The sequence below is a fragment of the Pseudomonas sp. 44 R 15 genome (assembly GCF_900004965.1).
Lineage (GTDB): Bacteria > Pseudomonadota > Gammaproteobacteria > Pseudomonadales > Pseudomonadaceae > Aquipseudomonas > Aquipseudomonas orientalis_A.
Genome location: NZ_CVTU01000112.1, coordinates 68641 through 93999 on the forward strand (window position 1 = coordinate 68641; position 25359 = coordinate 93999).

The window sequence follows — 25359 nt, forward strand, 5'->3', positions numbered from 1 at the left end:
GCGAAAAACATCAACGATAACGCGTGCTTCCTGAATGAACGCGGTGCCTGTGAGTTTTTCGCGAGCAAGCTCGCTCCTACAGACTGGCATCAGAGCCTGCCCCCTCCCACATTTGGATCTGCATTTATTTTGAGATTTTCACCAGTCCGGGCTTGAGGCCAAACACTTCAACGCCCTGGGGCGTCGATTGCCCGGTTGTCACCTTCACCCGTTCCACCGGCTGGTCCATCGCCGCACGGTACTCGACGATGTTGTCCGCCTGGATCGCCTCGCTTGGCACCACAATCGCCTGCGCATTGTTGTACGTCACAATGGTCAACCGCGCGCTCATTCCCAGGCGCACTTGCTGCAATTGCTGCGCCGTGAGGCTGGGGATCGACAACGTTACCGGAAATTGCGCGCTGCCCTGGCTGTCATTGGCGATTGCCAGGCCGCTGACCACGCTCACCGAACCGGTCAGCCGCTCACCGTCAAAACCATCCCCCATCACCTCCACCGCCTGGCCCTGGTGCAGTTGATTGATGTCCAGTTCGGAGACCTTGGCGACGATTTTCAAGCGTTCGATATTGGCCAGGCCAAACAACACCTGGCCTTGGCTGACCTTGCTGCCGGCTTGTACCGGTGCGTTGTTGCTGGCGCCGCTTGGGGAGGCCGTGCTGTTGCCGGGTGCGGGCACGACGATGCCGGAGAAGGGCGCCTTGACCTCCTTGCCTTCGAGCAGCTTGTGCAGGGCGTCGTATTTGACCGTGGCGTTGGTCAGCTCCATATCGGCGATCTGTCGGTATTCGCCCTTGCCCTGTTCCAGCGCCTGTTGCAGTTCACTGCGCGCCGCTGCCAGGTCCAGTTGCTGCTGCTGGGTCTGTTGCTTGAGGTCGTCGAGTTCGTTGCGCGGAATGATGCCGCGCTTGAACAGGTTTTCGCTTTCGGTGAGCTTGCGCCGGGTGTTGCCGGCGTTCATTTCTGCAGTGCGCAGGCTGCGCCGGGCGCGGCTGACGGCGGCGCTGCTGTCCCAGTCCTGCATTTCCTGCACGGTGCGTCGCGCCTTGAGCTGAGCCGATAGGGCGTCGCGCAGTTGCACTTCGAGGGTGGCCGGGTCCATGCGCAACAGCACCTGGCCGGCCTCGACGCGCTGGCCTTGCTCCACCAGATTGACCAGTACATTGCCGTCGAACGGTGCGGTGAGGGTGACGGTGGTGTCGGGCTCGATCTTGCCCACCAGGCCGATCTGATGCACCAGCGGGTCGGGTTTCACCGCCAGCCACTGGTCACCGGTGGCGGCCGGACTTTCGGCCGAGGGGCGCAGGGCCAGCCCGAGGCCTGCCACCAGCAGGATCAATACCGCGCCCAGCAGGCGTTTGCGATTAGTAGTCATTGAGGGCGATTTCCCAACTCTCCAGGGTCATGCCCAGCGTCAAGTCCAGCTGGGTCTGAGCGTTCAAATAAGCGATCAGCGCGTTGAGCCGCGCGTTTTCGGCGTTGCGCAGGTCAGTTTCGAAACTCAGCACCTGGAAGTTGGTGGAGCGCCCGGCGCTGAGTTTTTCCCGTTCAATCTCGATCTTGCGCCGCGACAGGTCCACGGCGCGCTGGGCGATCTCGTACTGGCGCCAGCGGGTGCCAAGGTCGCGCACCACATCGTTGACGCTGCGCTCGAGTTCCTGGCGGGCGTCGGTGATACGGATTTCCTGGTCCTCGACATCCACCCGGGCTCTGACTTCGGCCTGGCGCGTGCTGATATCGCCGATGGGGATCTGCACCTGCACGCCGGCGTAGCTGTCCCAGTTGCGGTTATGGGTGCGGCCATTATCGCTGTCGTTGGCGTCGCGCACCTGGTTCGCGCCCGCCACCAGGTCCACTTGCCAGCGTCCCGAATCCTTGGCGATCACCAGATTGAGGTCGGCCCGCTGGCTGCCGAGCAGGGCCGCAAGGTATTCCGGTTGCTGGGTTTGCGCGAGGTTGAACGCCTGGCGCTTGTCGATTTCCATGGGCCGGGCTTCCAGCGCTTCGGTGGCGCGAATCGGTGTGGACAGGTCCAGGGCCAGCAGGCGCAGCAGGGCCAGGCGACTGGTATCGAGCTGGTTCTGCGCTTCCTCCACGCCCAATTGCTGGGTGGCGATGTCGGCTTCGGTCTGCACGATCTCGAATTCGGCCATGCGCCCGGCACTGATCAACGCCTTGTTCACCTCCAGCAAGGTGTTGGAGCGCTTGAGCGCGTCCTGCACGATCACCTGTTGCTCCTGTGCCCGCAGCAACTCGCGGTAGGTGGCGATGATCTGGCTGATGGTTTGTGCCACGGTGGCCTTGAGGTTGAGACGGTTGGCCTGTTCCGCCAGGCGCGACAGGCGCAGCGGCGCGGTGGTGGCGTCCCAGCCGGCGCCACGCATCAGCGGCTGGATGATGGCCAGGTCAAGGCCGTCGCTGCGGTATCGGCCGGCACGGTCGGCGTTGTTCAGTTGCTGGGTCCAGGCCATGCTCAGGCGGGTGCCGTATTCGCCGAGCAGGCTGGTGGACGGCGCCAGGTTGGCGTTGCGCGCGCTGTCCTGGGAACCGCGTGTGCCCCGGTAGTAACTGTTGAGGGTGAGCTTGGGGTTGAACACGTCTTCGGCGACCCGCAGGTCGAACTTCTGCGCGACCCGCTGCAGGTAGGCGCTGCGGATCGCCGGGTTGTTGCGCAGGCCCAGGTACACGGCGTCGCCCAGAGTCAGGGTGGTCACCTGGGCGTTCAGCGACACGCCGCGATCATAGCCGCTGCGGGTGGTGCTGGGCGCCGAGGGTTTGATCACCACCTCGGCGGCCCCGGCGGGCAGGCTGAGCAGCGCCAGCAGCAGTAACCATTTACTCATCGCGCAAGGCCTCCACCGGCTGCAGGCGTGAGGCCGAGACCGCCGGGTAGATGCCAAAGAACAACCCCACCAGCAATGTGCTGCCCACGCCCAGGGGCAGGGCGGCCACCGCCAGGGAAAATACCCAGCCCGACAGCCAGGCGTAGAACCAGGCGGCGCTCATGCCGAGCACCGCGCCGCACAGCGCGCCGACGGCGGTCAAGGTGACGGCTTCGAGCAGGAACAGGTTGCGGATATCCCGTTGCCGAGCGCCCAGGGCCATGCGAATGCCGATCTCGCGACGGCGCTCGGACACGTTCATCAGCATCACATTCATCACCCCCACACCGCCGCCCACCAGGGAAATCGCGCCGAGGGCCAGCAGCAGGTACGCGAAGGTGCGGCTTTGGCGGGTCATGCCATCGATCATTTGCTGGGGTACCGTGATGTCGACGTTGTGCTCGGTCAGTTGCGGTTGCAACGCGGCGGCGGCGTCCCGTGCCACACGTTCCATATCCTGGCCTGGCCGGGCACGGATGATCAGGTTGTTGATCTGCGGGTTGGCAAAGATACGCCGCATGCCCTCGGCGGGAATGAACAGCGATTCATTGGCTTGCACCGGCATCAGCATCGCGCGTGGCTGGTTTTGCAGAATGCCGATGATCAGGAACAGGTAGTCGTTGATGCGCACACGGTCGCCCGTTTTGAGCGGTTCTCCTGGTACGCCGAGGGCCTGGGCGACCTGGTCACCGATCACCGCATAGGTCTGGTTGGCATCGAAGGCCGACAGGAAACGCCCTTCACGCACCGCCAGGCGCATGGCGGCCTGCACATCCGGGGTGCTGCCGACGAAGTTGGCATTGGCGGTGCGCCCATGGAACACAATGGGCCCGCTGAACAGGCTGAGCGCGCCGATGTGCGCAATGCCCGGTACGGCCTGGCGCACCGCGCCCAGGTCGAGCCGGGTGTGCATCGGCACATTGGCGCTGCCTTTGGGCGGGAACTGGACGACCAGGGTGTCGGTGCCCATGTCCTTGAAAATCATGGCGGCATCCACCGCAGCGTTATGGCCGATATTGATCAAGGCGACCACCGACGAACTGCCGATCACGATACCCAGCAGCGCCAGCACCGAGCGTTTGCCCAGGGTACGCAGGCTGATAAACGCTTCATGCAGCAGTTGGCTCAGACTCTGTTCGACCCGCAGGCTCATAGGCGCTCGGCCTCGTGCACCACGCCGTTGCGCACCAGGATCTTGCGCTCCAGCCGCTCGGCGATGTGCGCATCGTGGGTGACGATGATCAGCGTCACCTGTTGCTCGCGATTGAGCGCCAGAAGCAGGTCCATGATGTCCTGGGCGGTGCTGCTGTCGAGGTTGCCGGTGGGTTCGTCGGCGAGGATTACCGAGGGCTTGCCGACCAGCGCCCGCGCGATGGCGACACGCTGGCGCTGGCCGCCGGACAGGTCGGCCGGGCGGTGGTGAGCGCGCTCGGCCAGGCCGACCTGATCAAGCATGCGCAAAGCCTGTTCCACCGATTCATGGCGGGATACGCCACGGTAACTGAGGGGCAGGGCGACGTTGTCCAGAGCGCTGAGGCGCGGCAGCAGGTTGAAGCTCTGGAACACGAAACCGATCTGCTGGTTGCGGATCGCCGCCAGTTCATCGGGACTGCTGTTGAAAATATCGTGACCGGCGAAGCGGTACTGGCCGCAGTTGGGCAGGTCCAGCAGCCCGAGGATATTGAGCAGGGTGCTTTTGCCGGAGCCGGACGCGCCGAGAATGCCGCAGCTGTCCCCGCTGGCGATGGACAGGCACACGTCATTCAGAATGGACAAGTGTTGCCCGGCAAGCTGATAGCTTTTGCCGATGCCCTGCAGGGAAATCAGGTGGGGGTGCGCGGAGGGCTCTGTGATCATGACTACGCCTGCCGTCTCAACGGTGCGGTGCTTTCCCGTAAATCTTTGTAACAACCTGGGAAGCTGCCAGTGCCCGTCGGGAACTGATTATTTTCTTGTTTTTAAAAGATTGTTTGAATAGTAACCGCGTTCATTGCGCTTCGCCAGCGGTGGATTTAGAGCGGTTTGCTGCGTTGAAACAAGCGCTTTAAACCCTTTGCGCGGTGTGCAAAAAGCTGCAGGAAACTCTCGACATTGCCGGATGCGGAGGCTTTCGAGCATATGGCACCGTGTCATTACTTGCTTTCGAACGAAGGCCCCGGTATAAAAAATCAAAATATTTTTTAAAACAATATTTCCCCCCCGTGGAACCCTTATGGCTGCGAAGAAACTCAGCGCTCCAAACATTACCAAGACTCGACTGCTGGATGCGACAGAGGCGCTCTTTATTAAGTACGGATATGACGCCGTTTTATTACGGCAGATTACCGAGCGTGCCCAAGTCAACCTGGCTGCGGTGAATTACCACTTCGGGGACAAGGATTCCCTGATGAAAACCCTGCTGATGCAGCGCCTCGAGCCGCTCAATGAGCAGCGCCTGGAGTTGCTGGCGCGTTGTGAAGCCCAAGCTGACGGCCCGCTCGACTGCGACACGCTGCTCGGTGTGCTGTTCGCCCCCGCCATGGGGATGGAGCGCAGCGATCCCGCCAGCGGGGAAGGGCGTTCATTCATTCGCTTCCTGGGCCGGGTCTATAGCGACACCTCGCCCTTTATCCAGGAATACCTCAAGGTCCATTACCAGCCGGTGTTCCAGCGTTTCTTCGAAGCGTTTGCCCTGGCGCTGCCGGACCTGCCGCGCAACGAATTGGGTGTGCGCCTGCAATTTGCCCTCAAGGCGATTTCCGGGGTGATGGCCGGCACCGAATTGCGCCTGCTGATGAACTCCATGAGCCTGGGCCGCCCGGCCACGGACGCCGAGGTGATGGCCAAGCTGATTACCCTGGTGTCGGCGGCGATTCGGGTGCCGCAGCAAAGCGCCGAGGCCGAGATAGCGTTGGCCAAAGTGCTGGAGACCCAGCGGGCGATTCGTGAGCAGGCGAATGCACCCGCCGCCAAGGTTGCGCGCTAAGCCAAATCCAGGGCAAAAAAAAGCCCGCTGGGGCGGCGGGCTTGATATGCAACGTTTGTAACGGATGAGGCTTCACACTACGTCCTGGCTTGTGAATAAAACGTGAAAAATATGTAAGAGAAAGTATGAATACGTTAACGCAGACAAACTGACGCCCATAACGAACGCTAAATTTTCCAGCGAGGGGCACTTTTCGCCAGTCGCTGCCGCATCTGATCCACATTGGCCGCCAGTTGCACGGTCAACAATCGATAACCGTCAAGCGCACTGTACACGGGAGCATCCAATGGTGTCTGGACAACATTGGTGTGTTGAGGGCGGTCCAGACGCTCCGTGACGCCTGATTTCAACGCCCGTGCCATGCCTACCAACTGAACGCGGATCTGCCGGTGCTCGGCCTTGAGCGTCATGCGCATGCGTGCGCTGGCGTGTTCATCGCGTGGGTCCGGTCGGGTATTGCCAAGAATTTCCAGGGTGCTGATGCACATGCGCAGGTGCCGCTGGAGTTTGTCCAGCTCGGTCATTGAGATCCGCACTTCCTTGGACACCGACGGCATCAGCGAGCGCAGTTGCAGCATCGCCGCGTTCAAGCGGTTGAGCAGCTTGAGGTGCTCATCGTCGGTGACGGATTGGCCATTGATGATGCGGCTGTAGATCGCCGCACAATCGCGCAGGGCGCTGGCCAGGTTGTAGCGCCACGAGTACACCGCGTACAGCGGCAGGGCGAAGGAAAACGCCAGGGCCAGTGCGATGCCGATCAGGATGTCGACGGTGCGCCACAGGCCATCCGAGATCGGGTTGTCGCCGTGCCCGGCCACGATAAACACCGTGATCGCCGACAGCAGCGCGATATAGCCGCCCTTGCCGATGGCATGGTAGGAAAAGAACCCACACACCGCCGACATCAGCAGGTACGTCAGGAAGGGCTGACCGAAGTAGGCTTTCTGCACCACCAGCAGCAACCCGACGCTGGCGCCGATCAGCGTACCGTACGCACGCTCCACGGCTTTCTTGCCGATATTGCCATGGTGCTGCAAACCGCCGATCACGATCAGCATGGTCACCGACGCCCATTCGCCATGGGGCAGGTTGAGGCCGGTGGTCAGCAGGATCGTCGCCAGTAAGCCAATGGACACGCGCACGGCGTGGATCAGCTTGGCGTGGCGATAGCGCCGGTAAGGGTCGAGCAGGGGGCGCAGCAGGCGCCGGGCAAAAATGGGCAGGTTCATCGGTATTAAGGGGGCCTCATTAGTCAGGGCAAACCGATCGAATGTGAGAGGGGATTGCCCTAATGTCAGTGAAGCGTACACAGCCGTCTGTAGGAGCGAGCAAGCTCGCTCCTACAAAAGTCCTAACTGACTGGCATCAGGGCAAGCCCCCTCCCACCTATTTGACCGAGGTGATCTTAGAAGATGTAGTCGGTGCTGATGAAGCTCGAGTCACGGTTGCGCAGGATATCGCCGAGCAGCGCCTTGTTGCTCTCCTGGAACTTGGTCGCCACCAGGGTGCGGATCGAGAACACGCGCAGCGCGTCATGTACCGACAACGTACCCTCGGCCGAGTTCTTGCGCCCGTTGAAGGGGAAGGTGTCCGGCCCGCGCTGGCACTGGGCGTTGATATTGATCCGGCCAACCTGGTTGGCGAAGGTATCCACCAGCCGTCCGATCTCCACGGCGTTGGTGCCGAACAGGCTCAATTGCTGGCCGAAGTCCGAGTCCAGTACGTAGTCGATCACCGTCTCCAGATCACGGTAGGGCACGATCGGCACCACGGGGCCGAATTGTTCTTCGTGGTACACGCGCATCTGCGGGTTCACCGGGTACAGCACGGCCGGGTAGAAGAATGACCCACGGCTCGCACCGCCGTCGGCGTTCACCACCCGGGCGCCGTGCTGCGCGGCATCGGCCACCAGGTCGTTGAGGTAATCCACCTTGCCCACTTCCGGCAGCGGGGTCAGCGCCACGCCGTCATCCCAGGGCATGCCGGGTTTGAGCGTCGCCAGCCTGGCGTTGAATTTTTCGATAAAACGGTCGACCACATCCTCATGCACAAACAGGATCTTCAAGGCCGTGCAACGCTGGCCGTTGAACGACAGCGAGCCGGTGAGCGCTTCGCTGACCGCATTGTCGAGATCGACCTCGGGCAGCACGATGCCCGGGTTTTTCGCATCCAGGCCCAATGCGGCGCGCAGACGGTGGGGTTTCGGGTGCAATTTTTTCAGGGCGCTGGCGGCCTTGTTGGTGCCGATGAACGCAAAGATATCGATCTTGCCGCTGGCCATCAGCGCGCTCACGGTTTCGCGGCCGCTGCCATAGATCACGTTGATCACCCCGGCCGGGAAGCTGTCGCGGAACGCCTCCAGCAACGGGCGGATCAACAGCACGCCGAGCTTGGCCGGCTTGAACACCACGGTGTTGCCCATGATCAGCGCCGGGATCAGCGTGGTGAACGTCTCGTTCAGCGGGTAGTTGTAAGGCCCCATGCACAGCGCCACGCCCAGGGGCACGCGGCGGATTTGCCCAAGGGTGTCCTGCTCCAGCTCGAAGCGACTGCTGCGGCGGTCGAGTTCCTTGAGCGCATTGATGGTGTCGGTGATGTAGTCGCAGGTGCGGTCGAACTCTTTCTGTGAGTCCTTGAGGTTCTTGCCGATCTCCCACATCAGCAGCTTGACCACCGCGTCGCGCTGTTCGCGCATGCGCCGCAGGAAGGCTTCCACATGCCGGATGCGGTCGGCCACGCGCAGGGTTGGCCACTCGCCCTGGCCCCGGTCATAGGCGCGCACGGCGGCGTCGAGGGCGGTGAGGGCGGTCTCGGCGTCCAGCAGCGGCGTGCTGCCGATGTGCACGCGTTCGTCACCCAGTTGCACAGGGCTTTGCACGCGGGCCAGCGGGCCGTTCCACACCCGCAACTGGCCATCGACCAGGTAATCACGTTGTTCAATCGGCGCCGCCAGGCGAAATTGTTCGGGAATCTCTGCGGTGGAGGCAGGAAACAGCTGCGTGAGCAGGTTGCTGGTGGTCATGTCGCTACCCCTGGAATAGTTGCAAATCTTGACTAGAGAGTCACCCATACGAGGGCTCTGTGGCAAGGCTTGCGCGCTTTCCCCTGCGCATGGCGGGTGCTTCGGGATAAACTGCGCGGCTTTCTTGAAGGAGTTCACATGAGTCACTACCAGCCGGGCATTCTTGCCACACCGGTGCCGTTGCAGGCACGCCATCTGTTTTTTGCCCTCGAGTCCCGGGATGCCTTGCCGGCTGCGCTGGACGCGCTGGTGCAGTTGACGGATTCAGCGGCGGTGGTCGGTTTCGGTAAACCCCTGGTAGACGCGCTGGGCGCAGGCATCGAAGGGTTGCGCAGCTTCCCGGCCATCAGCGGCCCGGGCGCGCACAACCCGTCCACCCAACAGGCTCTGTGGGTATGGTTGCATGGCGAGGACCGGGGGGAATTGCTGTTGCGCAGCCGCGCGTTCGAAAAAGCCCTGGCGCCGGCGTTGCGTCTGGTACAGATGACCGAAGGCTTTCGCTACAAGACCGGTTTCGACTTGACCGACTACGAAGACGGCACCGAGAACCCTCACGATGACGCGGCCGTCGAAGCGGCCTTCACCCACAGCGGCGCCAGCTTCGCCGCCCTCCAGCAGTGGCAGCACGACCTCGACGGTTTCGCCGCGCTACCGGCCCAGGAGCGCGACCACATCATCGGCCGTCGCCATGGCGACAATGAAGAACTCGACGACGCCCCCGATTCCGCCCACACCAAGCGCACCGCCCAGGAAAGCTTCACCCCGCAGGCGTTCGTGGTGCGTCGTTCGATGCCATGGGCCGAGAACGGCCAGGCGGGGCTGATGTTTCTCGCGTTCGGGCATTCCTTCGACGCATTCGAAGCGCAACTGCGCCGCATGAGTGGGCTGGAAGACGGGATTGTCGATGGTTTGTATCGCATCAGCACACCCTTGACCGGTGGCTACTATTGGTGCCCGCCCTTGCAGGAAGGGTGTCTGGACCTCAGTGCGATCACACCGGCAACGCCGTTCTGAAGGTGTGCGAACCCTGGAACTGACCTGAGGACGCTGGCCACTTAACAGCGACCTCGGCACACTTCCAGGAGCACTCAATCATGATGGTCTCACGCATTTCCGTGAACGTTTCACCGGCGCGTCCGAATCCGAAGGATTACTCATCGATGTCGGACTCGGACCTGGCCAAGGCATTTGGCGATAACTTCCAGGCGTTCAAGCACCCGACGACCCCGAACGCAACCACGGATAAAATCCGTGAAGTGGCGGGACGTTCGCTGACCGGCGACGCGCAGAAAGATAATGAAACCCAACTGGCCCGCGAGCTGCTCAAACGTGACAACGTCATGAAGGCGCTGGATTCAGTGGATGACAACGGCAAGCGCGACGGCGTGATCGGCCCCTGGAATCCGAAGATGGCGGCTGATCAGTTAGCCTGTCGTTGCCGCCCGAACCCGCCCATTACCACGCTGCAAATCACTTATTGAGCCGGGCCGGGCCAGCCCTTGGCAACATGAAAAGATTGACAGGCAAGCCAACGAACGCTGAAAAAAATCCGCACTGGCCGTACTCTAGGCACCCTTGCCACCTGTGCGGATTGTTCATGTCTCCTGTTGCCGATGGGCTGCCCCTCGATAAACGCTTACCGGCCGTGATTGCCCTTTCCCTGGGCATCGGCATGGCGACGCTGGACACTGCCATCGTCAATACCGCCTTGCCGACACTGGCCCAGGGCATCGGTACTGACTCGGCCTCGGTAATCTGGGTGGTCAACGCCTATCAGTTGGCGATTATTGCAACCGTGCTGCCGTTTGCTTCGCTGAGCGATGTGCTGGGGCATCGCCGCGTATACCTCGGCGGGTTGCTGCTGTTCATTGTCTCGTCGTTATTGTGCGGGCTTGCCGATTCGCTGCTGACCCTCACCGCCGCGCGGGTGGCTCAGGGCCTGGGGGCGGCCGCGCTGATGAGCGTCAACACCGCGTTGCTCAGGCATATCTACCCCGCGAAAATGCTCGGGCGTGGCCTGGGCTATAACTCGCTGGTGGTGGGGCTGGCGTTCACCCTCGGGCCCACCGCCGCGTCGGCGATTCTCTCAGTGGCCAGTTGGCATTGGCTGTACCTGATCAATGTGCCACTCGGGCTGCTGGCCCTGGGCCTGGGCCTGCGCTCGTTACCGACGCTGCCGATCACCGGGCACGCGTTTGATCGGTTGGCGGCGCTGTTATGTGCCGGCTTGTTCGCCTTGCTGGTCCTGGGTCTGGGCGCCGCCGTGCATGGCGCACAGGGCGCGCTGACCCTGGGCCTGATCGCGCTGGCGCTGGTGTTCGGCGCTTTACTGCTGCGCCGCGAGACCGGGCATCCGGCGCCGATGCTGGCAATCGACCTGTTCAAGCGCCCGCTGTTTGCGTTGTCATCGCTGACCGCGATCTGTGCCTTCAGTGCCCAGGGCCTGGCGTTTGTCGCCTTGCCGTTCCTGTTGCAGTCGGCGCTGGGCCACAGCCAGGTGCAGACCGGCTTTCTGATGACGCCGTGGCCTGCCGTGGTGGCGGTCATGGCCCTGGTTGCGGGACGCCTGGCTGACCGCGTGTCACTGGGTTTGCTGTGCGGTATTGGCTTGTTGATGCTCAGTGTCGGCATGGCCGCGCTGGCAACCTTGAGCAATGATGCCTCGGCCTTCGACATCGGCTGGCGCATGGCCTTGTGTGGCGCCGGCTTCGGCTTTTTCCAGTCGCCCAATCTCAAGGCGCTGATGACCAGCGCACCCCTGGCCCGCAGCGGCGGGGCCAGTGGCATCGTGGCGATCTCGCGGTTGCTGGGCCAGACACTGGGCGCCTCGTTGGTCGCCTTGTGTTTTCATCTGTTCGTGGACAGTGGCCCAGCCTGCGCACTGTGGCTGGGGTGCGGGTTTGCGCTGATCGGTGCTGTGGCCAGTGGGCTGCGTTTGCTGCCGTATAAACGAACGGCTTAGCGCTTGTGGCTGGCACACACGCAGTGCTCAGCGGTTTTTAAGGCTCTCCAGCCAAGCCGGGTCGAGGCGGGTTTGTTCGGTATCGATCCCCAACGCCTGCATCCTGGCTTTGTGCGCCTGGACCTCATCCACCAGTTGCGCCTGGGCGCTGGAGTTGGCATCCAGTGCATGCATCTGTGTCAGCGCCAAGTGGTAGAAGCGCAACACGTTGATAGCGTCCGGGTCATCGGCCTGCACCCGTTCGCTGACCTTGTGCATCACATTGGTCACGCTCATCAGGCTGCGCTTGAGCTGCCAGCCGTATACCGCCGGTGCCAGCCAGGCCTGGCGCCAGAAGGGGCCGCGCACCAGAGCGACGGTGATCAACACCCCGGCAAACACTCCACCGACGTTGAAGCGCACGTTATCACCCCCCGGTTCACCGAACAGCATCACCGCCAGGCCCGACAACAACATGGCCACGGCCAGGAATACCACGGCGACGATCAGCGTGCTGCGGCGGGTTTGTTGTCGATAGAGGGCAGGGTCACAGGGTTTGAGTTCGAACATTCGGGTCAGGTCTCCAGCACGGGAGGGCATCTTCTCATGCTTGACGCAATCAAGTTGAACGATGGCCAACGGTGTTTCCTCTAAATTCTGAAGTCACCATGAGGTAAGCCATCATGTCCGAATACAAGCAACCGCCGCCTGGCACGCCCAATCCTGAGCGCACCCCCGGTGAAGAGGAGCGCGATAACGATGCGCTGCGCCCCAACGACCCGGCCGAGCGCCAGGACAACGAAGACGTGGAGCAGGTCGAGCACGACCTGGAAAACCTCCACGACAAAGCCCGCCCGCTGTAAGCAAGGAGGTCTGTATGAGCAATCCCCCGAACGGCCCGCGCTCTGACGAACACGCCACCGGCAAGGATGAGCTGGGATTCGATCCCGACTCGCCGGATGTGGCTGACCCGCAGGTCGATCCCATTGGCCCGGCCATCGCGCCGCTGGATCAGCCAAAACAAGCGGAAAAAAAGCCGCCCTACGATCCGTTGGGCGACTTGAAGAAGTAAACCAGGCCCCGCAATGTGCGGGGCTTTGTTTATTTTGGAGGGTTCCAGCTCACATCGGTGATGCCGTATTTTTCCGCCCAGGGCCGAGTGGTTTTTTTCACCTGCTCATGCCCCACGCGGCCGATGCGGCTGACGTGCGCAATGTCGGCGTCGACGGCCGCCCAGTGCCAGGCTTCGGTGCTGTTCATCACCTCGGCGCGCACTACAAAAGACTTGGGTTTACCGTGCAGCTGGTAGTTGATGGTGTAGATTTTTGCGGTACTCATGTTGCCTCCCTGTCTTGTTATAGATGGATAGGCCGCCGCGCGTAAAGGTTCATTCAAAATGACAATTCGCACGGGCGCGCGGCGTAGTGACGCATCCAGTCCGCATCAATGGCCAAGAGTCTTGAGCTAGAGCCTTCGCTGAACCGTTTTTTCTCCATGTTGGTGCACATTCGTTCGAACTTTTTGCAAATGCGAAGGTTCGAACTGATTCCTGAATACTTTGCCCACTCAAAAAATGGAGATGTAAACGATGTCCAAACTATTCGGAAACTTCCTCAAGAACACCTCGTGGCTGGCCCTGGTGGCGGCACCAGGCGTGGTGTTCGCGGCACCGTCGACCGACCCGATTTCCACCTTCGGGATCCTCGGCAGCTATAACGACTTCAAGCTCGAAGGCGGTAGCGAAAGCGACAAGGACCACATGCCCGAGGCGGGCCTGTTCTACAACTTCGGCAATAAGCTCACTGCCGAATCCGGCTTCATCTACCAGGCCGGTATCGAAGCCAAGTACGGCGAAAAGAGCGACAACAAACTCAAGGAAGGCCAGGCCGACCTCGACCTCGGCTGGCGCGCCGCGCTGGATGCGCGCAATTTCGTCGACGTGATTGTCGGCGGTGGCTACACCTGGACGCGTTACGAGCCGGACACCAATGGCTACGACCTGAAGCTCACCAACAAGTCGCCGTTCGCCAAGGCTGCCCTGGGTTACAACCACCAGTTCGATGACATGACCCTGCGCGTTGAAGCCGGCGCCCGTCATACCATTGATGGCCGCGCCAAACTCAAGGTGGACGGCGTCGGCAGCGACAGCGTGGACCTCAAGGACCGCACCAACCCTTACGCCGAAGTCAGCCTGCTGATGAACCAGAAGGGTAACCTGCCGGTGATGGCGGGCCTTTACTACACCCGCACCGAATACAAGCTCGATGATGATTCCTATGTAGCCGACAATACCAAGCTCAAGCGTGATGAGTATGGTTTGAAGGTCGGTATCGCGTTCTGACGCTGTTGCACTGTAAAAAACGCCCCGAACATTCGGGGCGTTTTTTTTGCAGCTGTTTCAGGTCAGCCCAGTTGATCGTTCCCCCGCTCCGCGTGGGAAAGCATCCCGTGACGCTCCGCGCCCCCCTTGCGCAAGTGCCGGATCTTGCGCTTAAAGCAGGACGCGGAGCGTCCCGGGTGGCATTCCCACGCAGAGCGTGGGAACGATCATGTGAGCCTGTTTGCAGGTCAGCCCAGTGCCGCCAGTTGCGCCACGGTTTCGGGAAAACGCGCCACCAGTCGTATCAACGTGACAGCCTGTGCATTGGGCTTGGCCCGGCCTTGTTCCCAGTTCTCCAGGGTGCGGGTGTTGGTACGCAGGTACATGGCGAATACCGACCGCGAGAGGTTGAGTTGCTGGCGCACTGCAACCACTTCTTCGGCGGTGAGGGGGTCGAGCTTGTTGAGCTGCGCCTTATGAGTACGCAGGGTGATCTTGCCCTGGCGTTCTTCGGCCAGCGCATCGAAGCCTTCGACCAGTTCGGAAAAAATTTCACGTTTCATTGTGTGTTCTCGCTTTGATTTCCCTGTCCAGCATGTATTTAAGGGCTTTCTTGTGTTGTGGTGTCAGGTCGCTCTGTTCGTGCTTGCCGTACAAGGTGAATAACCAGAATTGCGTGCCGCCTGACCACCAGTAGTAAATGACCCGCAGGCCACCGCGTTTACCTTTGTTTCGTCGCTCATCGACGAAGCGAACCTTGCGTAACCCTCCCGTTCCCTCGATCACATCTCCTGCTTCCGGGTTTTTCATCAACTCCTGTTGAAAACCGTGGAAAAGCTCGTCACTCAGATAGTCCTTGCGATGCCGCTCGAAGGCCGGCAGTTCGATAAATAGAGCATCCATGTTCTGTACGTAGCCTGCGTATAGTTTGGTGGCCCACTCGCCTTGGGTCAAGTGCCCTTGCTGTGGGAACTTTCTTAAAACGCAAACACCATAGAACCCTTTCCAGCAGGGGAGATGCCAGAGGAAGAGGTATAGCAAGAAGGAAAAGTCAGCGAGCAGGGAAGGAGGAAAAACACGCCTTGGAAATGCAAAACGGCGCCTAAAGGCGCCGTTCTTTTTACTGCATCAACCTAAGCAATCAAACCCCCAGCACCGCATGCTGCACCAAGGTGAGCAACGGTTGCGGGTACACGCCCAGGAAGAACGCGAGCAGGGCGATGGCCAGCAGCATCACGCCACCTGCCTTCTGTTCCCAATGCAGCTCGGCGTCCACACGGCGCAGGTTCGGCTCGATCAGGTACAGGGTGACCATCACGCGCAGGTAATAGAACACGCCGATGGCGGAGCCCAGCACCAAGGACGCAACCAGCCACCACTCGTGGGCCTCGACGCCGGTGGCGACGATGTAGAACTTGCCGATAAAGCCGGCCGTCAGCGGGATACCCGCCAGCGACAGCATCATCACGGTCAGCACGGCGGTCAGGTACGGACGGCGCCAGAACAGGCCGCGGTATTCGTACAGGGCGTCGGCATCACGGCCTTTGTACGGCGAGGACATCAGCGTGATCACACCGAATGCGCCGAGGCTGGTGATCACGTAAGTGACCAGGTACACGCCGATGGCTTCCACGGCCAGGCCTTTGCTCGCCACCAGGGCGATCAGCAGGTAGCCGAAGTGGGCGATGGACGAATAACCCAGCAGACGCTTGAGGTTGTTCTGGGTCAGCGCCAGCAGGTTGCCGAACAGGATCGACGCAATGGCGATCACGGTCAGCACGTTGCTCAGCACGCCAGTGTTGGCCGCAGGCGAGATTTGGAACAGACGCACCATCACTGCAAACACGGCAACCTTGGACGCCGTGGCCAGGAACGCGGCCACCGGCGCCGGGGCGCCTTCGTACACGTCCGGGGTCCACAGGTGGAAGGGCACCAGCGACAGCTTGAACGCCAGGCCGATCAGCATCATCGCCAGGCCCAGTTGGGCAATCGGCGCCGGTCTGTTGGTGGCGGCCAGGGCGTGGCCGATACCGGTGAAGCTCAGGCTGCCGGCTTCGGCGTAGAGCAGGGCCATGCCGAACAACAGGAACGCGGAACCGGCGGCCGACAGCACCATGTATTTAATGCCGGCTTCCAGGGAGCGCTTGCTGAAGAAGGCATACGCCACCAGGCCGTAGGTCGGGATCGACAGCAGTTCCAGGCCGATGAACAGGCCGGCCAGGTGCTGTGCGCTGACCAGCACGATGCCACCGGCCGCGGCCAGCAGGATCAGCAGGTACAGCTCTTCCTTGTTGCCCGGGTAGCCGGCGGCGCCTTCGCCGAGGTAGGCATGGGCGAGCGTGACACAGGCCAGGGTCGCCACCAGGATCAGGGCGATGTACAGCAGGGCGAAGTCATCGACCATCATCAATGGCGTGACCGCCAGTGGCGCGACCTTGAGGGCCGGGATGATCGACAGCAGGGCCAGGTTCAAACCGGCACAGGACAGCAGGAACGTTTGCGAATGATTGCGGCGCCAGGCGATCGCCAGCATCACCACCACAATGGTGAGGCTGGTGATCAGCAGCGGCGCAAGCGCGATAAAGTGTTGGATCGTGAATTCCATAGCGCTCTTACCGGGCCGAAGCGAGTTGAGAGAAGGCGGTGCCGAACCACTGCTGCACGCCATGCATCGTGGCGGCGGACGTGTCCAGGAACGGCTGCGGGTATACGCCGATGTAGATCAGCAGCACCGCAAGGCCGAGCACCATGATCAGTTCGCGCGCATCCATCCCTTGCAGGACGGTGTCGGACTTGGCCGGGCCGAAGTAGGCGCGGTGGATCATGATCAGCGAGTAGACCGAACCGAACACCAGGCCGGAGGTAGCAATGGCACTGATCCACGGCGTCTGCACGAAGGCCCCCATCAGGATCAGGAACTCGCCGATGAAGTTACCGGTACCCGGCAGGCCCAGGGACGCAGCGGCGAAGAACAGGCTGATGGCCGGCAGGTAAGCGATGCGCGACCACACGCCACCCATCTCACGCATGTCACGGGTGTGCAGGCGCTCGTACAGCTGACCACTCAGGATAAAGAGTGCAGCGGCCGACACACCGTGGGCCAACATCTGGATCACCGCACCTTGCAACGCCAGCTGGCTGCCGGAGTAGATGCCGATCAGTACGAAACCCATGTGGGAAACGGACGAGAACGCAATCAGACGCTTGATGTCGGTTTGCGCGAAGGCCAGGAACGCGCCGTAGAAGATCCCGATCAGACCCAGGGTCATGGCAATCGGCGCAAATTCGGCCGAGGCATTCGGGAACAGCGGCAGGGCGAAGCGCAGCAGGCCGTAGGCAGCGGTCTTCAACAGGATACCGGCCAGGTCCACGGAACCGGCGGTCGGCGCCTGGGCGTGGGCGTCAGGCAACCAGGAGTGGAACGGCACCACCGGCAGCTTCACCGCGAACGCGATGAAGAAGCCCAGCATCAGCACGTACTCGGTGGTCAGCGACATCTTGGTCTTCAACAGGTCGGCGTAGTTGAACGTGATCACGCCGGTGCTGTTGAAGTTGACCAGGACCAGGCCCAGGATCGCCACCAACATGATCAGGCCGGAGGCCTGGGTGAAGATGAAGAACTTGGTCGCCGCGTAGATCCGGGTTTTCTTGCCGTCCGAAGAACTGTGACCCCAGAGCGCGATGAGGAAGTACATCGGCACCAGCATCATTTCCCAGAAGAAGAAGAACATGAACAGGTCCAGCGCCAGGAACACGCCGACAACGCCGCCCAGGATCCACATCAGGTTCAGGTGGAAGAAGCCCACGTGACGCTGGATCTCTTTCCACGAGCAGAGTACCGAGAGGATACCCAGCAGGCCGGTCAGCAGGATCATCAACAGCGACAGGCCGTCCAGCGCCAGGTGCACGTTGATGCCGAAGCGCTGGATCCACACGTGCTTGAATTCAAGCGCGAAGGTGGGATCGACACCCGGTGCCGGAGCGAATGAATAGTCGCCATGGGCCCACAGCCAGAGGCCGAGCGCGAGTTCCAGGGACATGGTCAGCAACGCGATCCAGCGGGGGAGGGTGGCGCCGAAGCGTTCACCCATCCAGCAGAGCAGGCCGCCGATAAAGGGGATCAGGATTAGCCAGGGCAGAATCATGACAGGCTCGTTTCCTTTCGCAAGTTTGCAAAGTTCGCAAAGTTCATAGTCATACCGCCACCACCACGATGGCGCCGATCACCAGCACGGCACCGGCCGCCATGGACGCTGCGTACCAACGCAATTGGCCGGTCTCGCTGCGGCTCAGGGCGGTGTGACCGGCCTTGGCGGCGCGCGGGATCAGACCGATGGTCTGGTCGAGCGGGTCTTTGCGCAGCACGTGGCTGATCGCAAGGTAAGGTTTGACGAACAGTTTGTCGTAGATCCAGTCGAAGCCCCAGGCGGCGAACCACCAGGCCGAGAGGAAACGGCCAATGCCACTGTTGGCCACGGCGGTTACCAGGCGACGCTTGCCGAGGAACAGCAGGGCCGCCAGCAGGATACCGGCAATTGCGATGGCGCCCGAGGCGATTTCCAGGCTGTGCTTGTCGGCGCCGCCGGCATGGCCGACGCTTTGCGGCAGTACACCGGCCAATGGCGGGGTGATCAGCGCGCCGATGAACGTCGACAGGATGATCAGCACCGACAGCGGCAACCAGTGCGAGATGCCGTGGCCTGCATGGGCTTCGGTCTTGGCTTCACCGTGGAAGGTGATGAAGATCAGGCGGAAGGTGTACAGCGAGGTCATGAACGCACCCACCAGGCCTGCGTACAGCAGGTTATGGTTACCGCTGGCAAACGCTTCCCAGAGGATTTCGTCCTTGGAGTAGAAGCCTGCGGTCACCAGCGGCAGGGCGGCCAGGGCGGCACCACCGACGATGAAGCTGGCGTAGGCCAGTGGCAGTTTCTTCCACAGGCCACCCATCTTGAAGATGTTCTGCTCGTGGTGGCAGGCAACGATCACCGCACCGGAAGCAAGGAACAGCAGGGCCTTGAAGAAGGCGTGGGTCATCAGGTGGAAGATCGCCGCGTCCCAGGCGCCGACGCCCAGGGCCAGGAACATATAGCCGATCTGGCTCATGGTCGAGTAGGCGAGGATACGCTTGATGTCGGTTTGGACCAGCGCGGCAAAGCCGGCCAGTACCAGGGTCACGCCGCCGACGATGCCGACCAGGTGCAGGATGTCCGGCGCCAGGGTGAACAGGCCGTGTGTACGGGCAATCAGGTAGACACCGGCGGTGACCATGGTCGCGGCGTGGATCAGTGCCGACACCGGGGTAGGACCGGCCATCGCATCCGCCAGCCAGGTCTGCAGTGGCAGTTGCGCGGATTTACCCACGGCGCCGCCCAGCAGCATCAGGGTCGCCAGGGTGATCCAGAAATCGCCGACCTGGAATTTCTGCGGTGCCAGCACCAGCAGTTCCTGGATGTTCAGCGTGCCCACCTGTTGGAACAGGATGAACAGGCCGATGGCCATGAACACGTCGCCGATCCGCGTGACGATAAACGCCTTGAGTGCGGCGTTACCGTTATTGCGGTTGCTGTAGTAGAAACCGATCAACAGGTACGAGCACAGGCCCACGCCTTCCCAGCCGAAGTACAGGAACAACAGGTTATCGCCCAGCACCAGGAACAGCATGCTGGCGATAAACAGGTTGGTGTACGAGAAGAAGCGCGAGTAGCCCGCTTCACCGCGCATGTACCAGGACGCGAACAGGTGGATCAGGAAACCCACGCCCACCACCACGCCGAGCATGGTGATCGACAGGCCGTCGACATAGAGGGCGAAGTTGGGCTTGAAGCCCTCCACCGACATCCACTGCCACAGCACCAGGGTGTAGTGACCGCCTTCCGGCGGCGCTACGTTGAATTGCCAGATGACGTAGGCGGCAACGATGGCCGACAAGCCAATCGAGCCTACGCCGATCAGGGCCGAGAGGTTCTCCGACCAGCGTCCGCGAGAGAACGACAGCAGCAGGAAACCGATCAGGGGAAATACGAAAGTCAGAAAGATCATGTTCATCCGCGCATCTCACTGGCAGCGTCGATATCAAGCGTGTGGAAGCGACGATACAGTTGCAGCAGGATCGCCAGGCCAATGCTGGCCTCGGCGGCTGCCAGGCTGATCACCAGGATGAACATGACTTGCCCATCCGGCTGGCCCCAACGTGCGCCTGCCACGATGAACGCCAGTGCCGCAGCGTTCATCATGATTTCCAGGCTCATCAACACGAACAGAATGTTACGGCGAACCATCAGGCCGACCAGGCCAAGGCAGAACAGGATGCCGGCGACCGCCAGACCATGCTCCAAAGGGATAGCAGGCATCGTCATTGCTCCTTGGCTTCGTTGCGGCCCAAGTGGAAGGCCGTGATGGCTGCGGCAAGCAGCAGCATCGAAGCCAGTTCGACCACCAGCAGGTACGGGCCGAACAGGCTGACGCCCACGGCTTTCGCGTCCACGGTGGTGTGGCCAATGGCCTGGCCGCTCTGGTGAGCGAACAGCACATACAGCAGTTCACCCAGCAGCAGGGCTGCCAGGATCACCGGGCCGAGCCAGATGCCGGGCTTGAGCCAGACGCGTTCCTGGGCGACCGAAGCCGGCCCCAGGTTGAGCATCATCACCACAAACACGAACAGCACCATGATGGCGCCGGCATAGGCGATCACTTCCAGTACACCAGCGAACGGTGCGCCGAGGGCAAAGAAGGTCATGGCCACGGCGATCAGCGAAATGATCAGGTAGAGCAGGGCGTGCACGGGGTTGGTGTTGGTGATCACGCGAAGCGTGGACACCACTGCAATACCCGATGCGAAATAGAAAGCGAATTCCATCTTTCTTCCTTAAGGCAGCAAGCTCTTCACGTTGATCGGCTCGGCTTCGTTTTGTGCGGCGCCTTTTGGCTTACCGGCAACGGCCATACCTGCAACACGATAGAAGTTGTAATCAGGGTTTTTACCGGGACCAGAGATCAGCAGATCTTCTTTCTCGTACACCAGGTCCTGACGTTTGAACTCGGCCATCTCGAAATCCGGTGTGAGCTGGATCGCGGTGGTCGGGCAAGCTTCCTCGCACAGGCCGCAGAAAATGCAGCGCGAGAAGTTGATGCGGAAGAAGTCCGGGTACCAGCGACCGTCTTCGGTTTCAGCTTTCTGCAGGGAGATGCAACCTACCGGGCACGCCACGGCGCACAGGTTGCAGGCTACGCAACGCTCTTCGCCATCGGGGTCGCGGGTCAGAACGATGCGGCCGCGATAGCGCGGCGGCAGGTACACCGCCTCTTCCGGGTATTGCAGGGTGTCGCGTTTGCGAAAGCCGTGACCGAACACCATCACCAGGCTTCGCAACTGGGTACCGGTACCCTTAACGATGTCGCCAATATATTTGAACATGGGTCAAATCCTCACTGAACCGCGGCAGCCGGCGTGTTCAACAACACGACGGCAGCCGTCACCAGCAAATTGATCAGGGTCAGCGGCAGGCAGAATCTCCAGCTGAAATCCATCACCTGGTCATAGCGCGGGCGCGGAATCGAGGCGCGCAGCAGGATGAACAGCATGATGAAGAACGCGGTCTTCAGGAAGAACCAGAAGAAGGCCAACTGCGGCAGGATGCCGAACGGGCCGTGCCAGCCGCCGAAGAACAGCGTGACCAGCAGGGCCGAGATCAAGATGATGCCGATGTACTCACCGACGAAGAACATGCCCCATTTCATGCCGGCATATTCAATGTGGTAACCGTCGGCCAGTTCCTGTTCCGCTTCCGGCTGGTCGAAGGGGTGACGGTGAGTCACGGCCACGCCCGCGATGAAGAAGGTACAGAAGCCAAAGAACTGCGGAATGATGAACCACAGGTTCTGCGCCTGGTACTCGACGATGTCGCGCATGTTGAACGAGCCAACCTGCACCACGATGCCCATCAGTGCCAACCCCATGAACACTTCATAGGAGACGGTTTGCGCCGAGGCACGCAGGCTGCCGAGCAGGGCGAACTTGTTGTTACTTGCCCAGCCGGCGAACAGCACCGCATACACCGACAAACCGGCCATGGCGAAGAAGAACAGCAGGCCAATGTTCAGGTCCGCCACGCCCCAGGTCGGGGTGATCGGGATGATCGCGAAAGCGATCAGCAAGGCGCTCATGGCCACGACCGGCGCCAGGGTGAAGATCACCTTGTCGGCGAACGGCGGGGTCCAGTCTTCCTTGAAGAACATTTTCAGCATGTCGGCGGCGATCTGGAACATGCCGAACGGGCCGACGCGGTTCGGACCGTAACGGTCCTGCCACCAGCCCAGCAGGCGACGTTCGACGAAGCTGAGCAGGGCGCCCGCGACGACCACGGCCAACAGGATCACGATGGCCTTGACCACCGAGATGATCACGTCGATCACTTCAGGAGTGAACCAAGTCATTGCGCTGCCTCCTGCAGACCGTCAACGGTGTGGCCAAAGATCGCTGGAGGAATCCCGGCGAGGCCTTTTGGCAGTGCAACCAGGCCGGCGCCCAGCTCGTCGTTGATGCGCAGCGGCAGACGCAGGGTCTGGCCGGCCACGCTCAGGCTGAGCAGGGCACCGTCGTTGACGCCCAGGCGGTCGGCTTCGGACTTGGCCAGCGACACGTAGGCTGCGGGGATACGTTCTTGAACCGGCGCGGCCTTGGAAGAGGTCTCTTCGCTGCCGAACAGGTGGAAGAACGGCACGACCTGCCAGGTGCCCGGCGCCGGGTTGAACGGACGCGGTACCGCCGCGAACCAGTTCAGCGCATCGCCGCTGCTTTCGATCAGGCGGGTGCCCGGGTCGCCCGCGCGGATGTGACCACCGACTTCGTCCTGGAACTTGTTCCAGGCCTGCGGCGAGTTCCAGCCCGGCGACCAGGCAAACGGCACCTGCTGACGCGGTTCGGCCGAACCCGAGTAACCTTCCATGGAGAAGGCGAACGCGGTGTCGATGTCTTGCGGTGTACGCGGCTCATGCACGCTGATGTCGGCGCGCATGGCGGTGCGCCCGGAGTAGCGCAGCGGTTCACGCGCCAGTTTCAGGCCCTTGATGCGGAACGAAGCGGACGGTGCGGCATCGACAATCCGCGCAAGTTGCGGTGTGCTTGCAGCGGTCGCGGCGGTGACGTGGTCGAGTTGGGTCCAGTCGATCGGCTGGTTCAGCAGGGTCGCGCGCAGGGCATGCAGCCAGCGCCAGCCTTCATGGACCAGGATGCTGGCGTCCATGTACTTCGGATCGAACACCTGGAAGAAACGCTGGGCGCGGCCTTCCTGGCTGACCAGGGTGCCGTCGCCTTCGGCGAAGGTCGCCGCCGGCAATACCAGGTGGGCACGCTCGCTGGTGGCGGTCTTCTGGTGGTCGGCGACGATCAGCACCTGGGCGGCGTTGAGCGCAGCGTCAACCTTGGCCGCAGCGGTGCGGGTGTACAGGTCGTTTTCCAGCACGACGATGGCGTCGGCATTGCCGTCGATCACCGCTTGCAGCGCGGCATCCACGGACTCGCCGCCGAGCATGGCCAGGCCGAGGCTGTTGGCTTCCGGCACGACCAAACTTATGGAGCCGTTCTTGTCGCGCAGTTTCAGGGCCTTGGCGATGTTGGCGGCGGCTTCGATCAGCGCCTTGGAACCCAACGAGGTACCGGCAATGATCAAGGGGCGCTTGGCTGCCAGCAGGGCGTCGGCAATACGCTGCGCCAACTCGACAGCTTCAGCGTCCAGGCCTTCAACGGCCGGCGCGCTGGCGTCGAGGGCATGGGCCACGGCGAAACCGAGGCGGGCCAGGTCGTCCGGTGCTGCGTGGACGCATTCTTCGGCGATATCGTCGAGCTTGGTTTCAGCCAGGGACGCGATAAACAGAGGATTGAGTGCGTGCTGGCCGATGTTTTTCACCGCAGCGTCAAGCCACGGCTGTACGCGCATGGCGTCGGCCATTTCCTCGGCCTTGCCTTTGACCGATTGGCGCAGCGACAACGCGATACGTGCGGCGGTCTGGGTCAGGTCTTCACCGAGCACGAAAATGGCGTCGTGGTCTTCGATGTCGCGCATGTTCGGTACCGGCAGCGGGCTGTCGTTCAGCACTTGCAGGACCAGGCGGATGCGCTCCAGTTCACCGGCTTCGATACCGCTGTAGAAGTGCTCGGCACCGACCAGCTCGCGCAACGCGAAGTTGCTTTCGAGGCTGGCGCGGGGCGAACCGATACCGACAATATTACGCCCGCGCAACAGGTCGGCGGCTTTATCCAGCGCCGCGTCCAGGCTTAGCTTGGCGCCATCGGCCAGCAGCGGCTGGCGTGGGCGATCTTCGCGGTTGACGTAGCCATAGCCGAAACGGCCACGGTCGCATAGAAAGTACTGGTTGACCGAACCGTTGAAGCGGTTTTCGATACGACGCAGTTCGCCGTAGCGCTCGCCCGGGGAGATGTTGCAACCGCTGGAGCAGCCATGGCAGATGCTCGGGGCGAACTGCATGTCCCACTTGCGGTTGTAGCGCTCGGAGTGAGTCTTGTCGGTGAACACACCGGTCGGGCAGACCTCGGTGAGGTTGCCGGAGAACTCGCTTTCAAGCACGCCGTCTTCAACGCGACCGAAGTACACGTTGTCGTGGGCGCCGAATACGCCGAGGTCAGTGCCGCCGGCGTAGTCTTTATAGAAGCGCACGCAGCGATAGCAGGCGATGCAGCGGTTCATTTCGTGGGAAATGAACGGGCCGAGGTCCTGGTTCTGGTGGGTGCGCTTGGTGAAGCGATAACGGCGCTCGTTGTGGCCGGTCATCACCGTCATGTCTTGCAGGTGGCAATGACCGCCTTCCTCACAGACCGGGCAGTCGTGGGGGTGGTTGGTCATCAGCCATTCGACCACGCTGGCGCGGAACGCCTTGGATTCTTCATCGTCGATGGAGATCCAGGTGTTGTCGGTGGCTGGGGTCATGCAGGACATGACGATACGACCACGGGTGTCGTTCTCGTCGGTGTATTGCTTGACCGCACACTGGCGACAGGCACCGACGCTACCAAGCGCGGGGTGCCAGCAGAAATACGGGATGTCGAGGCCGAGTGACAGACATGCCTGTAACAGGTTGTCCGCCCCATCGACTTCGAGCGCTTTGCCGTCTACGTGGATAGTGGCCATGGTTCAAAGTTCTTCGTTGGCCCGTTGTCAGCGGGCGTGGCTAATGGAATCTTGTTATTCATGTGCATCAACACAGCCATCAAGG

Annotated in this window: 25 protein-coding genes; 7 read left to right on the top strand and 18 right to left on the bottom strand. The window is 61.6% G+C overall.

Annotation, left to right across the window (positions count from 1 at the left end):
• Positions 1 to 124 precede the first annotated feature (124 nt).
• From BFP93_RS21985 to BFP93_RS22000, 4 genes are read right to left on the bottom strand one after another with little or no spacing between them, the layout of a single operon-like run.
• Entirely contained in the window at positions 125 to 1372 is a 1248-nt protein-coding gene (locus tag BFP93_RS21985) for an efflux RND transporter periplasmic adaptor subunit (RefSeq protein ID WP_065894922.1), read from the bottom strand.
• A complete protein-coding gene (locus tag BFP93_RS21990; RefSeq protein WP_065884931.1) occupies positions 1362 to 2840 on the bottom strand; it encodes a TolC family protein in 1479 nt (492 codons plus the stop codon). Before BFP93_RS21990 ends, BFP93_RS21985 begins: the two co-directional genes overlap by 11 nt.
• The gene (locus tag BFP93_RS21995) at positions 2833 to 4032 is read right to left on the bottom strand and encodes an ABC transporter permease (RefSeq protein ID WP_065894923.1); all 1200 of its coding nucleotides are present in this window, start codon (positions 4030 to 4032) and stop codon (positions 2833 to 2835) included. The genes BFP93_RS21990 and BFP93_RS21995 overlap by 8 nt, the downstream gene beginning before the upstream one ends.
• On the bottom strand, positions 4029 to 4736 hold the full coding sequence (locus tag BFP93_RS22000; protein WP_065884933.1) for an ABC transporter ATP-binding protein: 708 nt from the start codon (positions 4734 to 4736) through the stop codon (positions 4029 to 4031). The genes BFP93_RS21995 and BFP93_RS22000 overlap by 4 nt, the downstream gene beginning before the upstream one ends.
• A gap of 355 nt (positions 4737 to 5091) precedes the next feature.
• Between BFP93_RS22000 and BFP93_RS22005 the strand changes: the two genes are divergently transcribed.
• Positions 5092 to 5844: a TetR/AcrR family transcriptional regulator gene (locus BFP93_RS22005; RefSeq protein WP_065894924.1), complete on the top strand. Its 753-nt coding sequence runs from the start codon at positions 5092 to 5094 to the stop codon at positions 5842 to 5844.
• Positions 5845 to 6011: 167 nt separating this feature from the next.
• Here BFP93_RS22005 and BFP93_RS22010 read toward each other — a convergent pair whose 3' ends face one another.
• Both BFP93_RS22010 and BFP93_RS22015 read right to left on the bottom strand, forming a co-directional pair.
• Positions 6012 to 7073: an FUSC family protein gene (locus BFP93_RS22010; protein ID WP_065894925.1), complete on the bottom strand. Its 1062-nt coding sequence runs from the start codon at positions 7071 to 7073 to the stop codon at positions 6012 to 6014.
• A gap of 176 nt (positions 7074 to 7249) precedes the next feature.
• Entirely contained in the window at positions 7250 to 8866 is a 1617-nt protein-coding gene (locus BFP93_RS22015; protein ID WP_065894926.1) for an NADP-dependent glyceraldehyde-3-phosphate dehydrogenase, read from the bottom strand.
• Between the two features lie 138 nt (positions 8867 to 9004).
• On the opposite strand from BFP93_RS22015, the gene BFP93_RS22020 reads away from it, so the two are divergent.
• The 3 genes from BFP93_RS22020 (at position 9005) to BFP93_RS22030 (ending at position 11828) form a co-directional block, all read left to right on the top strand.
• Positions 9005 to 9880: a Dyp-type peroxidase gene (locus BFP93_RS22020; protein WP_065894927.1), complete on the top strand. Its 876-nt coding sequence runs from the start codon at positions 9005 to 9007 to the stop codon at positions 9878 to 9880.
• 80 nt (positions 9881 to 9960) lie between these two features.
• Positions 9961 to 10347: a hypothetical protein gene (locus tag BFP93_RS22025; protein ID WP_130138241.1), complete on the top strand. Its 387-nt coding sequence runs from the start codon at positions 9961 to 9963 to the stop codon at positions 10345 to 10347.
• A 116-nt stretch (positions 10348 to 10463) separates the two neighbouring features.
• The gene (locus BFP93_RS22030; RefSeq protein WP_065894929.1) at positions 10464 to 11828 is read left to right on the top strand and encodes an MFS transporter; all 1365 of its coding nucleotides are present in this window, start codon (positions 10464 to 10466) and stop codon (positions 11826 to 11828) included.
• A 27-nt stretch (positions 11829 to 11855) separates the two neighbouring features.
• On the opposite strand, the gene BFP93_RS22035 is transcribed toward BFP93_RS22030, so the two are convergent.
• The gene (locus tag BFP93_RS22035; protein ID WP_065894930.1) at positions 11856 to 12377 is read right to left on the bottom strand and encodes a DUF3087 family protein; all 522 of its coding nucleotides are present in this window, start codon (positions 12375 to 12377) and stop codon (positions 11856 to 11858) included.
• Between the two features lie 113 nt (positions 12378 to 12490).
• Between BFP93_RS22035 and BFP93_RS22040 the strand changes: the two genes are divergently transcribed.
• Entirely contained in the window at positions 12491 to 12670 is a 180-nt protein-coding gene (locus tag BFP93_RS22040; protein WP_065894931.1) for a hypothetical protein, read from the top strand.
• 14 nt (positions 12671 to 12684) lie between these two features.
• Positions 12685 to 12879: a DUF6021 family protein gene (locus tag BFP93_RS22045; RefSeq protein WP_065894932.1), complete on the top strand. Its 195-nt coding sequence runs from the start codon at positions 12685 to 12687 to the stop codon at positions 12877 to 12879.
• 29 nt (positions 12880 to 12908) lie between these two features.
• Here BFP93_RS22045 and BFP93_RS22050 read toward each other — a convergent pair whose 3' ends face one another.
• Positions 12909 to 13145 (bottom strand): DUF6555 family protein, encoded by a 237-nt coding sequence (locus BFP93_RS22050; protein ID WP_065884944.1) that lies wholly within the window; start codon positions 13143 to 13145, stop codon positions 12909 to 12911.
• Positions 13146 to 13395: 250 nt separating this feature from the next.
• Here BFP93_RS22050 and BFP93_RS22055 point away from each other — a divergent pair, with 250 nt between their 5' ends.
• Positions 13396 to 14148 carry an outer membrane beta-barrel protein gene (locus BFP93_RS22055; protein ID WP_065894933.1) on the top strand — a complete coding sequence of 251 codons (753 nt, stop codon included), beginning with the start codon at positions 13396 to 13398 and terminating at the stop codon, positions 14146 to 14148.
• A 227-nt stretch (positions 14149 to 14375) separates the two neighbouring features.
• Here BFP93_RS22055 and BFP93_RS22060 read toward each other — a convergent pair whose 3' ends face one another.
• The 10 genes from BFP93_RS22060 to nuoG form a co-directional block, all read right to left on the bottom strand.
• Positions 14376 to 14690 carry a helix-turn-helix domain-containing protein gene (locus BFP93_RS22060; RefSeq protein WP_065884946.1) on the bottom strand — a complete coding sequence of 105 codons (315 nt, stop codon included), beginning with the start codon at positions 14688 to 14690 and terminating at the stop codon, positions 14376 to 14378.
• On the bottom strand, positions 14680 to 15030 hold the full coding sequence (locus BFP93_RS22065) for a toxin (protein ID WP_065894987.1): 351 nt from the start codon (positions 15028 to 15030) through the stop codon (positions 14680 to 14682). The genes BFP93_RS22060 and BFP93_RS22065 overlap by 11 nt, the downstream gene beginning before the upstream one ends.
• Positions 15031 to 15268: 238 nt before the next feature.
• Positions 15269 to 16732 carry an NADH-quinone oxidoreductase subunit NuoN gene (gene nuoN / locus BFP93_RS22070; protein ID WP_065894934.1) on the bottom strand — a complete coding sequence of 488 codons (1464 nt, stop codon included), beginning with the start codon at positions 16730 to 16732 and terminating at the stop codon, positions 15269 to 15271.
• A gap of 7 nt (positions 16733 to 16739) precedes the next feature.
• Positions 16740 to 18272 carry an NADH-quinone oxidoreductase subunit M gene (gene nuoM / locus BFP93_RS22075; RefSeq protein WP_065884948.1) on the bottom strand — a complete coding sequence of 511 codons (1533 nt, stop codon included), beginning with the start codon at positions 18270 to 18272 and terminating at the stop codon, positions 16740 to 16742.
• Between the two features lie 49 nt (positions 18273 to 18321).
• Positions 18322 to 20175, bottom strand: coding sequence for an NADH-quinone oxidoreductase subunit L (nuoL, locus tag BFP93_RS22080; RefSeq protein ID WP_065894935.1), 1854 nt, complete (start codon positions 20173 to 20175; stop codon positions 18322 to 18324).
• Entirely contained in the window at positions 20172 to 20480 is a 309-nt protein-coding gene (gene nuoK, locus BFP93_RS22085) for an NADH-quinone oxidoreductase subunit NuoK (RefSeq protein ID WP_003174727.1), read from the bottom strand. The genes nuoL and nuoK overlap by 4 nt, the downstream gene beginning before the upstream one ends.
• Positions 20481 to 20482: 2 nt before the next feature.
• On the bottom strand, positions 20483 to 20986 hold the full coding sequence (gene nuoJ, locus BFP93_RS22090; protein WP_065894936.1) for an NADH-quinone oxidoreductase subunit J: 504 nt from the start codon (positions 20984 to 20986) through the stop codon (positions 20483 to 20485).
• 9 nt (positions 20987 to 20995) lie between these two features.
• On the bottom strand, positions 20996 to 21544 hold the full coding sequence (gene nuoI / locus BFP93_RS22095) for an NADH-quinone oxidoreductase subunit NuoI (protein ID WP_003174725.1): 549 nt from the start codon (positions 21542 to 21544) through the stop codon (positions 20996 to 20998).
• 11 nt (positions 21545 to 21555) lie between these two features.
• Positions 21556 to 22563 carry an NADH-quinone oxidoreductase subunit NuoH gene (gene nuoH, locus BFP93_RS22100; protein ID WP_003192116.1) on the bottom strand — a complete coding sequence of 336 codons (1008 nt, stop codon included), beginning with the start codon at positions 22561 to 22563 and terminating at the stop codon, positions 21556 to 21558.
• A complete protein-coding gene (nuoG, locus tag BFP93_RS22105; RefSeq protein ID WP_065894937.1) occupies positions 22560 to 25274 on the bottom strand; it encodes an NADH-quinone oxidoreductase subunit NuoG in 2715 nt (904 codons plus the stop codon). The genes nuoH and nuoG overlap by 4 nt, the downstream gene beginning before the upstream one ends.
• Positions 25275 to 25359 lie beyond the last annotated feature (85 nt).

Excerpts from the sequence above, each read along its gene's own strand:
- BFP93_RS21985 (WP_065894922.1), bottom strand. The coding sequence starts at position 1,372 with ATGACTACTAATCGCAAACGCCTGCTGGGCGCGGTATTGATCCTGCTG.
- BFP93_RS21990 (WP_065884931.1), bottom strand. The coding sequence starts at position 2,840 with ATGAGTAAATGGTTACTGCTGCTGGCGCTGCTCAGCCTGCCCGCCGGG.
- BFP93_RS21995 (WP_065894923.1), bottom strand. The coding sequence starts at position 4,032 with ATGAGCCTGCGGGTCGAACAGAGTCTGAGCCAACTGCTGCATGAAGCG.
- BFP93_RS22000 (WP_065884933.1), bottom strand. The coding sequence starts at position 4,736 with ATGATCACAGAGCCCTCCGCGCACCCCCACCTGATTTCCCTGCAGGGC.
- BFP93_RS22005 (WP_065894924.1), top strand. The coding sequence starts at position 5,092 with ATGGCTGCGAAGAAACTCAGCGCTCCAAACATTACCAAGACTCGACTG.
- BFP93_RS22010 (WP_065894925.1), bottom strand. The coding sequence starts at position 7,073 with ATGAACCTGCCCATTTTTGCCCGGCGCCTGCTGCGCCCCCTGCTCGAC.
- BFP93_RS22015 (WP_065894926.1), bottom strand. The coding sequence starts at position 8,866 with ATGACCACCAGCAACCTGCTCACGCAGCTGTTTCCTGCCTCCACCGCA.
- BFP93_RS22020 (WP_065894927.1), top strand. The coding sequence starts at position 9,005 with ATGAGTCACTACCAGCCGGGCATTCTTGCCACACCGGTGCCGTTGCAG.
- BFP93_RS22025 (WP_130138241.1), top strand. The coding sequence starts at position 9,961 with ATGATGGTCTCACGCATTTCCGTGAACGTTTCACCGGCGCGTCCGAAT.
- BFP93_RS22030 (WP_065894929.1), top strand. The coding sequence starts at position 10,464 with ATGTCTCCTGTTGCCGATGGGCTGCCCCTCGATAAACGCTTACCGGCC.
- BFP93_RS22035 (WP_065894930.1), bottom strand. The coding sequence starts at position 12,377 with ATGTTCGAACTCAAACCCTGTGACCCTGCCCTCTATCGACAACAAACC.
- BFP93_RS22040 (WP_065894931.1), top strand. The coding sequence starts at position 12,491 with ATGTCCGAATACAAGCAACCGCCGCCTGGCACGCCCAATCCTGAGCGC.
- BFP93_RS22045 (WP_065894932.1), top strand. The coding sequence starts at position 12,685 with ATGAGCAATCCCCCGAACGGCCCGCGCTCTGACGAACACGCCACCGGC.
- BFP93_RS22050 (WP_065884944.1), bottom strand. The coding sequence starts at position 13,145 with ATGAGTACCGCAAAAATCTACACCATCAACTACCAGCTGCACGGTAAA.
- BFP93_RS22055 (WP_065894933.1), top strand. The coding sequence starts at position 13,396 with ATGTCCAAACTATTCGGAAACTTCCTCAAGAACACCTCGTGGCTGGCC.
- BFP93_RS22060 (WP_065884946.1), bottom strand. The coding sequence starts at position 14,690 with ATGAAACGTGAAATTTTTTCCGAACTGGTCGAAGGCTTCGATGCGCTG.
- BFP93_RS22065 (WP_065894987.1), bottom strand. The coding sequence starts at position 15,030 with ATGGATGCTCTATTTATCGAACTGCCGGCCTTCGAGCGGCATCGCAAG.
- nuoN (WP_065894934.1), bottom strand. The coding sequence starts at position 16,732 with ATGGAATTCACGATCCAACACTTTATCGCGCTTGCGCCGCTGCTGATC.
- nuoM (WP_065884948.1), bottom strand. The coding sequence starts at position 18,272 with ATGATTCTGCCCTGGCTAATCCTGATCCCCTTTATCGGCGGCCTGCTC.
- nuoL (WP_065894935.1), bottom strand. The coding sequence starts at position 20,175 with ATGAACATGATCTTTCTGACTTTCGTATTTCCCCTGATCGGTTTCCTG.
- nuoK (WP_003174727.1), bottom strand. The coding sequence starts at position 20,480 with ATGCCTGCTATCCCTTTGGAGCATGGTCTGGCGGTCGCCGGCATCCTG.
- nuoJ (WP_065894936.1), bottom strand. The coding sequence starts at position 20,986 with ATGGAATTCGCTTTCTATTTCGCATCGGGTATTGCAGTGGTGTCCACG.
- nuoI (WP_003174725.1), bottom strand. The coding sequence starts at position 21,544 with ATGTTCAAATATATTGGCGACATCGTTAAGGGTACCGGTACCCAGTTG.
- nuoH (WP_003192116.1), bottom strand. The coding sequence starts at position 22,563 with ATGACTTGGTTCACTCCTGAAGTGATCGACGTGATCATCTCGGTGGTC.
- nuoG (WP_065894937.1), bottom strand. The coding sequence starts at position 25,274 with ATGGCCACTATCCACGTAGACGGCAAAGCGCTCGAAGTCGATGGGGCG.